This window comes from Streptomyces sp. WAC00040 (assembly GCF_056835925.1).
Genome location: NZ_JAKQZE010000001.1, coordinates 4047374 through 4058818 on the forward strand (window position 1 = coordinate 4047374; position 11445 = coordinate 4058818).

13 protein-coding genes are annotated in these 11445 nt (G+C 68.9%); 10 read left to right on the forward strand and 3 right to left on the reverse strand.

What is annotated here, in order from left to right; all coding sequences use genetic code 11:
- Nucleotides 1–4: 4 nt before the first annotated feature.
- Together MDN94_RS18580 and MDN94_RS18585 are read right to left on the reverse strand one after the other, a co-directional pair.
- Nucleotides 5–1180, reverse strand: a complete 1176-nt coding sequence (locus MDN94_RS18580; protein WP_482726859.1) for an MAB_1171c family putative transporter — start codon at nt 1178–1180, stop codon at nt 5–7.
- Nucleotides 1177–1722 carry a regulator component gene (locus tag MDN94_RS18585; RefSeq protein ID WP_482726860.1) on the reverse strand — a complete coding sequence of 182 codons (546 nt, stop codon included), beginning with the start codon at nt 1720–1722 and terminating at the stop codon, nt 1177–1179. Before MDN94_RS18585 ends, MDN94_RS18580 begins: the two co-directional genes overlap by 4 nt.
- A 353-nt stretch (nt 1723–2075) precedes the next feature.
- Between MDN94_RS18585 and MDN94_RS18590 the strand changes: the two genes are divergently transcribed.
- Entirely contained in the window at nt 2076–2921 is an 846-nt protein-coding gene (locus tag MDN94_RS18590) for a helix-turn-helix domain-containing protein (RefSeq protein WP_482726861.1), read from the forward strand.
- Nucleotides 2922–2964: 43 nt separating this feature from the next.
- Here MDN94_RS18590 and MDN94_RS18595 read toward each other — a convergent pair whose 3' ends face one another.
- On the reverse strand, nt 2965–3411 hold the full coding sequence (locus MDN94_RS18595; RefSeq protein WP_468833270.1) for a Secondary metabolite protein: 447 nt from the start codon (nt 3409–3411) through the stop codon (nt 2965–2967).
- A gap of 431 nt (nt 3412–3842) precedes the next feature.
- Between MDN94_RS18595 and MDN94_RS18600 the strand changes: the two genes are divergently transcribed.
- From MDN94_RS18600 to MDN94_RS18640, 9 genes are all read left to right on the forward strand, one after another.
- Entirely contained in the window at nt 3843–4169 is a 327-nt protein-coding gene (locus tag MDN94_RS18600; RefSeq protein WP_482726862.1) for a transcriptional regulator, read from the forward strand.
- Nucleotide 4170: 1 nt separating this feature from the next.
- Nucleotides 4171–5190 (forward strand): hypothetical protein, encoded by a 1020-nt coding sequence (locus tag MDN94_RS18605; protein WP_482726863.1) that lies wholly within the window; start codon nt 4171–4173, stop codon nt 5188–5190.
- A complete protein-coding gene (locus MDN94_RS18610; protein ID WP_482726864.1) occupies nt 5190–5894 on the forward strand; it encodes an ATP-binding protein in 705 nt (234 codons plus the stop codon). Before MDN94_RS18605 ends, MDN94_RS18610 begins: the two co-directional genes overlap by 1 nt.
- 117 nt (nt 5895–6011) lie before the next feature.
- Nucleotides 6012–6578, forward strand: a complete 567-nt coding sequence (locus MDN94_RS18615) for a WhiB family transcriptional regulator (protein ID WP_482726865.1) — start codon at nt 6012–6014, stop codon at nt 6576–6578.
- Nucleotides 6575–7642, forward strand: a complete 1068-nt coding sequence (locus MDN94_RS18620) for a DUF2637 domain-containing protein (RefSeq protein WP_482726866.1) — start codon at nt 6575–6577, stop codon at nt 7640–7642. The genes MDN94_RS18615 and MDN94_RS18620 overlap by 4 nt, the downstream gene beginning before the upstream one ends.
- A gap of 102 nt (nt 7643–7744) precedes the next feature.
- Nucleotides 7745–7969: a hypothetical protein gene (locus MDN94_RS18625; RefSeq protein WP_003972986.1), complete on the forward strand. Its 225-nt coding sequence runs from the start codon at nt 7745–7747 to the stop codon at nt 7967–7969.
- The gene (locus MDN94_RS18630) at nt 7966–8631 is read left to right on the forward strand and encodes a plasmid mobilization protein (protein ID WP_482726867.1); all 666 of its coding nucleotides are present in this window, start codon (nt 7966–7968) and stop codon (nt 8629–8631) included. Before MDN94_RS18625 ends, MDN94_RS18630 begins: the two co-directional genes overlap by 4 nt.
- A complete protein-coding gene (locus MDN94_RS18635; protein ID WP_482727109.1) occupies nt 8631–10403 on the forward strand; it encodes a relaxase/mobilization nuclease domain-containing protein in 1773 nt (590 codons plus the stop codon). Before MDN94_RS18630 ends, MDN94_RS18635 begins: the two co-directional genes overlap by 1 nt.
- 105 nt (nt 10404–10508) lie before the next feature.
- Nucleotides 10509–10913, forward strand: a complete 405-nt coding sequence (locus MDN94_RS18640) for a hypothetical protein (RefSeq protein ID WP_482726868.1) — start codon at nt 10509–10511, stop codon at nt 10911–10913.
- Nucleotides 10914–11445 lie beyond the last annotated feature (532 nt).

Here is an 11445-nt window from a genome sequence, read left to right on the forward strand (position 1 = left end):
GCCATCAGGCTCCAACCGGCTCTGGCTGACTGTCATCGGCGACACGCCCAACCCGGTGCGCGTAGGCGTCGGCCACCAGGAGGAGCCACTCCGTGTCCGCACGGAGGTCCTTGCGGGAGGCTGCCTCCGCCGACGGCAGGGCAACCTTGTCGGCGTACCGGCCGGCCTTCGAAGCGGCCAGCGCTGCCTTCACGACAGCCGCCTCGACCGCTGCGGCTCCCGCCTCTGTTCCAGCGTCGAACGTGCCCTGGGCCACCTCCTGCACCCTGCGGGACCGGTACGGACGAAGGGCGAGGATGCCGTCGTTGATCTCGATGACCCTACGTTGGAGCAGGAAGTCCGAGTCGTTCGAAGCGGCCTCGTCGAAGGCCGGGTCGATATTCGGCATCGCGGCGGATAGGTCCTGCCAGAGAGAACCGAGGGCTTCGAAGGATTGTGCCTCCCAGCGGCGACGTCGGGCCTGGCTGACCGGGTAGACGACAGCCGGCAGGGTGAGACCGACGCAGATCAACAGGACGGCGAGCGCCGGAGACGTCACGCTGAAGACGCACGGCGTAGACACGAGCGACGAACACTCCGAATGGTCGGACACCAGGTGGAAGCCCAGGCCCAGGGAGATGAGGACCGTCAGCTTGTACACCGCGTAGACCAGTGCGAAGACGCACCCTGCTGCCGCCATGCGCAGACCTATCCGGACGCTGCTGCGGCGGGTCGACCTCGACTGGCTTACGGCCTGCACCAGGAAGTCGACGATGGCGAAACCGAGGTAGGAGATGAAAAGCAGCAGATAGAGCGCATACACCTGCGGAGAGCGATGCGTCATCTGCTCGTACGTGAACAGCACGATCATGCCGAGGGCGGACGTGGCGAAGAGGACGAGACGCAGCCGGACTCGCCGTTGCGCTTCCGCGGGTTCCAGGTTGAGCTGGAAGGAGACAGCCAGGACCGCTGTGGCGGCGGCCAGGGAAGCACAGTTGCTCAGCAGCCGGGCGACGTGCGGCACGACGCCCTCAACGGCGTTCTCGAACAGCGGGGCGTAGGTGGCGAAGGCCAGGGCGAATGAGCCGAGGAGCGCGCCCATGGCCCATGTGCCGGTCGGACGGGGCGCCCCTCGACCGAGGACCCAGTAGGCGGCAGCCACTGCGAGCAGGCAGGCCATGCCAAGGAAGACGGAGTTCATCGTGAGCGGAACCGAGCTTTCTTAATGGGCTGGGAGAAAAGCGCGTCCCAGCTGTCCGATCCCCTCGTCGGCTGATGAGAAGGGGATTCGCGTTCACGGTAGATGCGCTGGCGGATAACCGTCGCCATCATTTCCGCTTCGCGTTCGTCGGCCGTCGAGTAACTCGTGCGTCCCGACATGCGCATCACCAGCGTGGGGTTCACCCCGAGAGCCTGTGCCGTATCCGCGTCGACCTGCAGGCTTCCGGGGTGGTCGCAGAACACATGGCACAGTTCGTGCGTGAGAATGTGTCGCTGGTGGTGGACGGACGTGCCTTCCTCGTAATAGAGGAGGTCGGCGGACGGCGTCTCGATCCTTATGCCACAGGGCGCTTCGACAGCGTCGAGCGTGCTCAACGGTTTCAGGATGATCGGTTTCCCGCGAAGGGTGGCTATCGCCTCGCGCAGTTCGCGCGTGCTGAAGCGATGCGGTAGGTGCAGGAGATCGACCTGCTCCTCACATGATTTGCGCAGTCGACTCTCGTCGATTTCTGGCAAGGGCATGGCAATCCCCCTCGGCCTCGGCTGTGCACCAACTTGCTGCTGAGTGACAGCCAAGAGGATGCCAAGAAGAAGGCGGAACTCACGCTTCCCGGAAGTGTGAGTTCCGGTTACGGATGGTGACTCGATCCCTGTGAGGAGGATGGAAGAGTGCCAGGCTGGAGGAATCCTTCGACCTTGATCGACAGTGGGTGAAGCCCGTGATCGCGGGCCGCTGTGGCGCACGACACAGATGGTTGAACGGTCGACTACCCGCTATGTCTGACTACGCTGGATGACCGTTTCGTGATCTCTTGATGCTGTTTCGGGGCGTGTCGTGATGCATGTCACTTCATCATGAGATCTAATTTCGGGCCATGGACTCTCGGGGTGGGCAGGTCGAGGGCGACGAACCTGACGGTGAGTCCCTGCCTGAGCTGCTGCGATCATGGCGGAGCCGCACGGATCCGCGCGCGATTATGGGCCTGGCAGCCTCAGGGCGCAGGAGTAAAGGGCTGACGCAGCGTGACGTGGCTCGTTTGACCGGAGTGAGCGAACGTTGGTACGGCGCACTGGAGCGCGGCAACGAGGCCAAGTACTCGGCCGACTTCCTCGATCGGCTCTCGTCGGCGCTGAGGCTGAGCCCGGCAGAGCGTCGCGTGTTGTACCTGAGGGCGGTCGGTCGTCCGCCGGCACTTGCCTCAACGCCGGATGTGGACGCGGCAACAGATGTGGACGAGGTGCTGCTCCAGCAGTTCCTGGACAATCAGTCCCCCGCTCCCGCCTTCGCCACGGATCTCGCATGGAACGTGATCAGCTACAACGAGCCGCTGCTTGATTGGTTTCCGTGGGCTGCCTACCAGGCCAATCAGATGCGATGGGCTTTTCTGGAGCCGGAGGCTCGTGAGCATCTCGTGAACTGGGAACAGGACTGGGCCCGCCCTTTTCTCGGGCAGATCCGCTATGAGCGCGCTCACCACCCGAAGAGCGAGGCCCTGCGGCAACTGGAGCGCGACATCCTCGCGGGATCGCCAGCCGCGCGACAGATGTGGGATCGTCGCGAGATGGTCGAGCACTCCCACGGTGCTCTGCGCCGGCTCAGGATTCCGTATCACCAAGGTCGGGAAATTGCTGTCCGCATCGTCGCCCTGCGACCGATGCGCAGCGACCTCCTCCGAGTGATCGTGCTGCTGGAAGGCCGCCACGGAAGCGATGCCGTCTGACCGCGACGGAGGGCCGCATGCCGCGGTTCGGGCGGCACTGAACTCATTCGTCGTCGAGCAGCCCGGAGTCGTCCGACTCCTCCGGCATTCCCTCCAGCCGGCGAGCCTGGTCGATCACGGTGTTCAGCATGTGCAGGCTCGACGTGCTGAGCCCGTTGGCGCGCAAGGCGACCCGGCGCACCCCCTGGTCGCGCATGGCGGCAATCACCTGGATCTCTGCACGCTGCCGTTCGGCCTCTTCCCCGTCGAAGAAATAGCCCGGGTTCACCCCGAAGAATCCGGCCAACGCCCGGATGGTCTGCATCTTCGGGTTCGTGTTGGTTCCGGTGCGAAGCTGCTGGATGGCGCTTGCGGAGATGGCCACGCCCGAGGTGTCGCGGATCCCCTGTGACACCTCCGCGTACGTGTACGGACCGCGCCCCTTCGGATGTACCTCCCGAAACAGGTAGTCGAGCAGCTCCGCGAAGGTGCGCTCGTTCTTCTCGGTCATCCCCAACCCTTCGTCATGACGACCATCCTATCCACTCCAGTGGTGATCATGACTAGCGTCGTCTCGCGCGCCGACATTGCAGTTGACGCAAGGGCGCCACTGCGGTGTACGTTGACCCAGGAGTTCGTCCAGTTCAGTGTTCCATGCCTGGTCGGAGCAGGTGTGGAGAAGCTGGACTTGTGCCAGCGGTCGCCATACGGTTCTGGTCCCTGCACAAGCGGATCACCGGCCGGGGACTGGCCAGGAGGGGAGGGGCGATGTACCCACAGGGGCCATGACGCCCACCGGGGTGGATGAGAGCGGCGCCCGGGAGCTACCAACTCCCAAGCGCCGGGCCGGCACCCCGAAGAGTGCCGATTCACATCTCGCGGGCGGCGGGGCTTTTGCACGAGAACCGCCGCACCGCATTCCTACGAACAACGGAGTATCGCATGCTCGCCATGCCGAGTGGAACCCCAGCCTGCCCGGATACCGACCGCCAGCGCCGCCTCGCCGCCCAGCTCGCAGACATGATCCTGGGCGCGGCCACTGTCCGGGTCAGCCTCAACGACCCGAAGGAGGCGTGGCCCCACCCGCACGCCATCGTCAAGGACGAGGCCGGGGAGACCCTGGAGCTGGGGCCGACGACCGCAAGGGTCGCAGCCCGCTGGATCCTGCGAGCCTGGCCGGAGGCGGACTGGACTCGGCCGCACACCTTCGACGTCGCCGCCGCGACCCTCACCCGCAGCGACCTGGTCGCCGCCGGTCGGGGCTGCTGACATGGCGCGGATACGAACCATCAAGCCGGAGGCGTTCGTCTCCGAGTCGCTCGCCGAAGTGAGCGTCGAGGCAGAGCGCACCTTCTTCGGCCTGCTCACCCAGTCCGACGACCACGGTCGCCACCGGGACAACGCCGCGATCATCGCTGGGCTGCTCTGGCCGCTGCGCGCCGAGCACACCTCGGTCCACGTCGAGGACGACCTCCACCAGCTAGCGAACGCCGAACTGATCTGCCGGTACACCGGATGCGACGGCCGCCTCTACCTCCACGTCGTGACCTGGTCCGAGCACCAGAAGATCGACAAGCCGAGCCAGTCCCGCCTGCCCTCGTGCCCGCAGCACCAGGCTGCCGACCGGTGCGCACCGTGCAAGGGCTCCTGCACCCGGAGGGCGGAGGGCTCGCCCACTACTCCCCGAGGATTCGCCGAGACCTCGGCGAGGGCACCCCGAGCCCCCGATCTGCCTGCCGTACCCGCCTCGACGGTGCCGGACCAGTCAGATGGGCCAGCCGCCGACCGGCCGGAGGCCGCCGCCGAAGCCATCAGCGCACCCGGGCCGAACAAGGTTAAAAGTCCAGGTCAGAGGGCTGTATCCGAAGGCTCCCCGAACCTTCCCCGAAGCCTCCCCGAAGGCTCGGGGCCTGGATCTAGGATCTTGGATCCTGGATCTCCTGTCCCTACGGGGCGCACAGCGCCCGCAGCTGGCGTCTCCGCCAAGGACCTCGTCGGGGAGTACGTCGCCGGGTGCGACGAACGCCCGCCGAGCGACGTGATCGGGCACCTCGGGCGGATCACCAAGAAGCTCCTGGGCGAGGGCATCGCGCCGGAGCACATCCGGGCCGGGCTGGCGAACTTCGCGGCCAACCCGAAGCACCCGAGCGTGCTGACCAGCATGGTCAACGAGGCGATGAACGCTCGCTCCAGCGGTTTGGTGCGGCCGGGAATCCGGCCTAACGTGCCTGCCCACCAGGCGTGGACCAACCCGGCCAACGCGTCTGCCGCCTACGCCGAGGAGCTGTGATGCACACCCGTCACCGCGAGCCGCAGCTCCTCGGCAACGAAGCCACGCTGGAGCGCATGGCCAGGATCCTGGCCGCCCGCAACATCGACCCGGCCGACGCCGCCCTGCCGGACGACGCCGAGCCCTTCTCGCCGCTGGACGCCCTGCTCGCCGGGATGCCCCCGCGCTATCAAGCGGCTGTCGCCGACCACCCCACGGTCCTGGAGTGGGTCCGGAAGGTCACCGACGCGGCCGTCGCCCCCAGCCGAGGAGCCCGACGACAGGTCACCACCGGACCTAGCCTGCTGATGGCCGGGGTCGTCGGCGCGGGCAAGACACACCAGGCGTACGGCGCAGTCCGAGCGCTGGTCAATAGCGGGGTCGGTGTTCGCTGGCGCGCGACCACCGCTGCCGACCTCTACGCCGATCTCCGCCCCCGGCCCGGGGTCGACAGCGAGCGGGAGCTGGCGGCCGTCAGTCGGTGCCCGCTCCTGATCATCGACGACCTCGGCGCGGCCAAGGCCAGCGAGTGGGTCGAGGAAGTGACGTACCGGCTGATCAACCGGCGGTACAACTACGAACTCCCCACGCTGATCACGACCAACCTGGCGATCAAGGACCTGCGCTCGTACCTCGGGGATCGCGTCGCCAGCAGGCTCGCGCAAATGACCGCCCGAGTCGAGTTCGAGGCCGTCGACCGCAGACGCCACAGCGCCGCCGCCTGACCCCCCCACAGGCCACCCCGCCGGACCGCGCCCCCGCAGCGCCGTCCGAGGGGGCCTACCGCCAGCGCACCTCTCCGCCGACGCCCCTGCGCGCGGAGAGCGATCGGAGCACCCCGCATGACCAGCACGATGAACGGCCCCGCCCACCACCGTCAGCTCGGCGACCAGACCTGGCAGGCCGATGCCATCTGCCAGAGCACCGAGTACAACCCGGTGGACCCCGAAGTCTTCTTCCCTGAACCCGACGAGACCGCCAAGATCGCCACGGCCAAGGCGCTGTGCGGCCAGTGCCCGGTCCGCCGCACCTGCCTGGACGCCGCTCTCGAAGGGGGTGACACCGACGGGATCCGTGGCGGCCTGACGGAAGAGGAGCGCGGGCCGCTGCACGACAAGCTCGCCAGCCGCCTCGACTACAGCCGCGTCAACGCCACCATCGCCGGGCGCGACGTGCACCTCACCCATGCGGAGCGCCGCGCGGTCGAGTACGCGGCCTACCGCCACGGGGTGAGCGAGCAGCGCCTGGCCTGGCTTCTGAAGGTCACCGAGGAGCACGCCAAGAAGCGATACCGCGAGATCCGCCGGGCCGAGCGCAACCGAACCCTGAACCAGCCCACCACGAACACCCCACCCCCCGAGACCAGCGGCGAGCGCCTGGTCCGCGACGACTTCGGGACGGCGGCATGAACACCGCAAGCGCGCCGAAGACGGCGCATATATCCGGGTGGGACCGCGCGGCTGTCGTGGCCCTCGGGGGCGCGGGATGCGCGCTGTCGTATGACGCCCTGCAGCAGATGGCCGTCGCCATCCACATCCGAGGCTTCCTTACCTACCTGTTCCCCCTGGTGATCGACGGGTTCATCGCCTACGGCATCCGAGCCCTCCTGGTCCTGCGCAACGCACCCCTGCGCGCCCGGCTCTACGTCTGGGCCCTCTTCGGTACGGCCACCGCCGCCAGCATCTGGGCCAACGCGCTCCACGCGGTCCGCATCAACCAGGACACGGTCGCCGGCACCGGCCTCCGGCTCGGCGACGCGGTGGTTGCGGTGCTCTCCACCATCGCCCCGCTGGCCTTGGCCGGAGCGGTCCACCTCTACATCCTCATCGCCCGGGGCCCGGTCACGGACGCTGACCGACAGAACCTCGGTGAGTCCGGTCACCTCGGTCAGACTGACCGGGGCGAGGCCATCGAGGTCACCCGGACCGACCGGGCCGGTCAGCAGCGGTCAGCGGTCGGTCAGGTCGAGCCCGGTCAGTCGGTCACCGCTCTGACCGACCGGCTGCCGCTGTCCCCGACCAACGAGGACACCGCCCCCCGGTCAGTGACCGGAGACTCGACCCCGGCGGCCAGCGGCCAGTCGGTCACCGACCACCACAACCGGAGTCACGGTGCCTCTGACCTGCCGGGACAGGTGGACAAGGGGCGGACGGGCGCTGACCGCCCCGACGGCCCTGCCCCGGTCGGTGATGCCCAGGGCAGCCCGGCGGCGGTCAGTGCCCCGCCGGTCACCTCGCCGCCGGTCACTGACCGGGCTGCTCAGCCGACTGGTGACCGGCGACCTGACCCGGACACCGAGGAGCTGCTGAAGATCGCCCGGTCGGCGGTCAGGGCCGAGGACAAACTCACCCGCAAGGTGGTCGCCCAGGCGATCCGAGGTCAGCAGATTCCGCTGTCCAGCGACACCCTGACCGCGCTGATGGCCCAGCTGCGCGAGCAGCACCGCCAGCCGGTCACTTCCTCCCGGCCCTGACCGAACCTCCACGGAGTGGGTGACCGAGTCGGTCACCCCGGCCGGTCACCCGCTCCGCATGTCTCCGAGACATCCCGCCACAGCAGAAGCGGAGAGCATCCGATGCGCACTCACCCGGCCACGCCCGCCGAAGTCGACTCCTGGCTGACCGTCCTGCACCAGCACGGACACCTCCACCGCGCCCAGTCCGGCCCCGACACCACCTGGATCGTGCAACGCGAGCAGCACGACCGGCCCTGGACCCTGCACCACCCCGTCCTGGCCATGGACTGGATCGAGGAACTCGTCCGCGAAATCCAGCAGCAGGACCCGGAGACGAGCCGGTGAACACCAACGACCCGGTGGCCACCTCCGCTGGACAGCAGCGTGACCCCACCGCGGCTCCTGGCGGAGCAAGCTATCGCGTACGACGGTCCTACGGCCCGTCGTACGCACTTGCCCCCGCCCAGGAGGGCGGGGGAAGCCCGGCTGGTCCCCGAGCGCCCTCGCTCGGGGACCAGCCGGGCAACCGGCACCAGGGGGCGCCGGTCACCGGGGGAGAAGCAGATGACCCTGCCGACCCCCAGCAGACGAGCCCGAGCGCGCCCGCCTTCCCCGACCGCACCCCGCGCCGCCGCAGCCGTAACCCGAGTGAGCGCGCCCGCAAGACGACCACCCGCCTCTCCGACACCGAGAAAGCCGAGATCAGCGACGCCGCCACCCAGCGCGGCGTCACCGTCGCCCGCTTCCTCGCCACCGCCGGCCTGAGCGCCGCCCGCGGACACGCCGCCGTGCACAGTAGCGACCAGCTCGACGCCGCCATCGACGAACTCGCCGCACTGCGCACCGCGCTGGCCCGGATCGGCAACAACATCAACCAGATCGCCTTCGTCCTCAACAGCGGTGGCCACCCGCGCGCCGGTGAACTCGAACACGCGCTGGGCGCGCTGACCGGGCTTCTCGCCCGAGTCGATGACGCGGCGAACGACCTGGTGACTCGGCGGCTGTGATGGTTCCCGACATCGGGCGCGGCTCTCGCACCCACGGCCTCCTCGTCTACCTGTATGGCCCCGGACGGCGCGAGGAGCACACCGATGCGCACCTCGTCGGCTCCTGGGACGGCTTCGCCCCTGACCCCGGCCGCGACACCGGCCTCGACCCCGCCCCGAAGGTCACCCTCGCCCGGCTCACCGCCGCCCTGGACCTGCGAGTCAAGCAGGCCGGCGACCGCGCGCCCGCCAAGCACGTCTGGCACTGCTCGGTCCGCACCGCCCCGGGGGACCGGCGGCTGGACGACGAGGAGTGGAACGCCGTCGCCCAGCGCATCGTTCACGCCACCGGCATCGCACCGGACGGAGATCCCGACGGCTGCCGGTGGATCGCCGTCCGCCACGCGGAGGACCACATCCACATCGTCGCCACCCTCGTACGCGGCGACCTGCGCAACCCGCGCCTGAACTACGACTTCAACAAGGCCCAGGCCGAATGCCGCCGCATCGAGAGGGCGATGGGCCTGCGGCGCCTCAACGCCGGCGACGGAACCGCAGCGAAGAATCCCAGCAGCGCTGAGAAGTTCAAGGCCGAGCGCACCGGCCGACCGGAGACCTCGCGCGAGACGCTCCGGGAGGCCGTTCGTCGAGCCGTGGCGGGAGCGGATTCGGAGGAGGAGTTCTTCACGCGGCTCCGAGAGGCGGGGGTGCGGGTGAAGCTGCGGCACGCTCCGTCCGGTGACGCGCTCGGCTACAACGTGGCCCTGCCCGGCGACCGTAACCGCGACGGAGCCCCGGTCTGGTACCCCGGATCCAAACTGGGCCCCGACCTCTCCCTTCCGAAGATCCGCCTACGCCTCACCGACGGTGCCGCAGAGCCGAGCGCGCCCGCGGTCGCCGTTGACCGGACGAACTGGTCACCGCCCGCCCGTCAACGACGCAACGCGGTCGTCATCGCCGAGCGCTCGGTCACGCTTTTCGAACGCGACGAGGAGGGCCAGGCCGCCGCCCAGCTCGTCGGCGTCGGAGAACTGCTCGACGCGGTGGCCCAGACCTCACCAGCCACCACCCGCGCCCAGCTGGCCGCCGCGGCTCGTGCATTCGAGCGGGCGACCCGTAGTCATGTCCGCGCCGAACGCGCTGACACTCGGGCTCTCCGTTCAGCAGCTCGGGGCATTGTTCAGGCCGGCGGAGCGCTCGGTCGAGGCGAGGACGGCGGTACCACCGCCATGCTCGTCTCCACCCTCGTCCTGGTCACGCTCGCCGCCGCCCGCTGGCACTCCGCGCGTGGGCATGCCCAGCAGGCCCACGCCTCCCGACAAGCCGCCGCGCACCTGCGCACCGCCTACCGGCAGGCCGCTGCCGCCCCGATGCGGGTGCTGCACGACCAAGGTCAGGCCCTTCCAGAAGCCCAGCGCCGCACGCACGAAGCCACCCTTCGCGCCGTCCTGCCGGAGAAGGTCGTACGGGCAGAGGGCATGGAAGCGAGGACCGACGCCTTGATCGCCACCCTCGCCCAGGCCGAGCGGGCAGGCCACGACTCCGAAGCCCTCCTGCGCCAGGCCATCGACATGCGCGAACTCGACAGCGCCGATGACGTGAACGACGTCCTGGTCTGGCGTCTGCGGCGCATCGCCCAGCTCCCGGCACACCCGGGTGAAGGTGCCCGTCGTCCGCGGGTCGCCACTCGCCAGGCCGCCACGCCGAGCAGCCGAACCAGCGAACGGAACGCGACGGCAGCCGCACCGCTCGGGGCTGTTCAAGACTCCAACCACCGCTCGCCGGGTCGCTGACCAGGTCGAACCGGTAGTCGACCACCGACCGAGCGGACGCCGCGAAATGTATGGACAGCCGGCCTACCGGCTGTTACGGATGAAGACAGGACCGACAACCGGGAGATGACGCTCGTGCTCAGAACCACCGCCCGCACCACGGAGCCGGCACCCGCGCTGCCCGTCCTCCCCACTGGTACCGACCCCCTGCTGCGGCTCCAGGCCGAGACCCGGCCCGCCGACGGACCCAGGGCGATTCGCTGCGTCGGCCACTCACGCGAACTCGCTCTCGGCGGCATCCCCGTGATGTGCTCCGCCTGCCGTGCCCGACGCGACTGGCTGCTCATCAACCATGGGCGCAACGTCTGGGTCCGCTGCCGGTGCGGCAACCAGTGGCTCGAGCCCGAGATCAGCCGCGCCGACTTCGACGTCCTGGTCGGCGGCCCGCACGGGACGACCTACCCGAGTGTCGAGGCGGGCTTGGCCGCGCTCGGCTTCGACGGTGCGTTCGCCGGAATTTACCTGGAGTAGGCAGGTAACGGGCTGGAGGCGCCGCCGGCGTGACAGTGGCGCCTAACCCACCGTGCCGTTTTGCTGACAGACTGGCGCTGCACCTTGAGCGTTGTCGCGTAACAGACCGTAACAGCAATGGAGTTAGTAGGTATCTGCTAAGTGCCAGCAAGGGCAGGCTAGCTAGCAGGCCCTGCACTATGGGGAGGCGGGTGTGGCCGAACGGCGGGGGGTACCCTACGGATCTTTCCGATGTCGGATGGGCGGTGCTCGAACCGCTGGTGCCGCCCGCGATGCCGGGCGAGCGCCCGCGCAAGCATCGCGGCGTGAGTTGATCGACGCACTGGCGTACTGGGTGCGGGCTGGCGGCTACTCTCTCGGCTGTGGCGCGCCCGGCTTCACGCACGCAATGGCCGAATCGAGTCGGCACGGGCAGACCGAGGATGCAGTCATCCGCCGCCTGCCCCGGGTCGGCGTCGGCCACGTCGGCGGCCGCAACGGATGCGCCTGTTTCTATTGTTGAGGATGAAGTGAGCACTATTGTGTGTGTTTG

What these genes read in the sequence shown, in the direction of transcription:
- MDN94_RS18600 (WP_482726862.1), top strand. Translation starts at nt 3,843, where the DNA reads ATGCTCGCCATGCCGAGTGGAACCCCAGCCTGCCCGGATACCGACCGC.
- MDN94_RS18580 (WP_482726859.1), bottom strand. Translation starts at nt 1,180, where the DNA reads ATGAACTCCGTCTTCCTTGGCATGGCCTGCCTGCTCGCAGTGGCTGCC.
- MDN94_RS18625 (WP_003972986.1), top strand. Translation starts at nt 7,745, where the DNA reads ATGCGCACTCACCCGGCCACGCCCGCCGAAGTCGACTCCTGGCTGACC.
- MDN94_RS18610 (WP_482726864.1), top strand. Translation starts at nt 5,190, where the DNA reads ATGCACACCCGTCACCGCGAGCCGCAGCTCCTCGGCAACGAAGCCACG.
- MDN94_RS18595 (WP_468833270.1), bottom strand. Translation starts at nt 3,411, where the DNA reads ATGACCGAGAAGAACGAGCGCACCTTCGCGGAGCTGCTCGACTACCTG.
- MDN94_RS18585 (WP_482726860.1), bottom strand. Translation starts at nt 1,722, where the DNA reads ATGCCCTTGCCAGAAATCGACGAGAGTCGACTGCGCAAATCATGTGAG.
- MDN94_RS18640 (WP_482726868.1), top strand. Translation starts at nt 10,509, where the DNA reads ATGACGCTCGTGCTCAGAACCACCGCCCGCACCACGGAGCCGGCACCC.
- MDN94_RS18590 (WP_482726861.1), top strand. Translation starts at nt 2,076, where the DNA reads ATGGACTCTCGGGGTGGGCAGGTCGAGGGCGACGAACCTGACGGTGAG.
- MDN94_RS18620 (WP_482726866.1), top strand. Translation starts at nt 6,575, where the DNA reads ATGAACACCGCAAGCGCGCCGAAGACGGCGCATATATCCGGGTGGGAC.
- MDN94_RS18615 (WP_482726865.1), top strand. Translation starts at nt 6,012, where the DNA reads ATGACCAGCACGATGAACGGCCCCGCCCACCACCGTCAGCTCGGCGAC.
- MDN94_RS18635 (WP_482727109.1), top strand. Translation starts at nt 8,631, where the DNA reads ATGGTTCCCGACATCGGGCGCGGCTCTCGCACCCACGGCCTCCTCGTC.
- MDN94_RS18605 (WP_482726863.1), top strand. Translation starts at nt 4,171, where the DNA reads ATGGCGCGGATACGAACCATCAAGCCGGAGGCGTTCGTCTCCGAGTCG.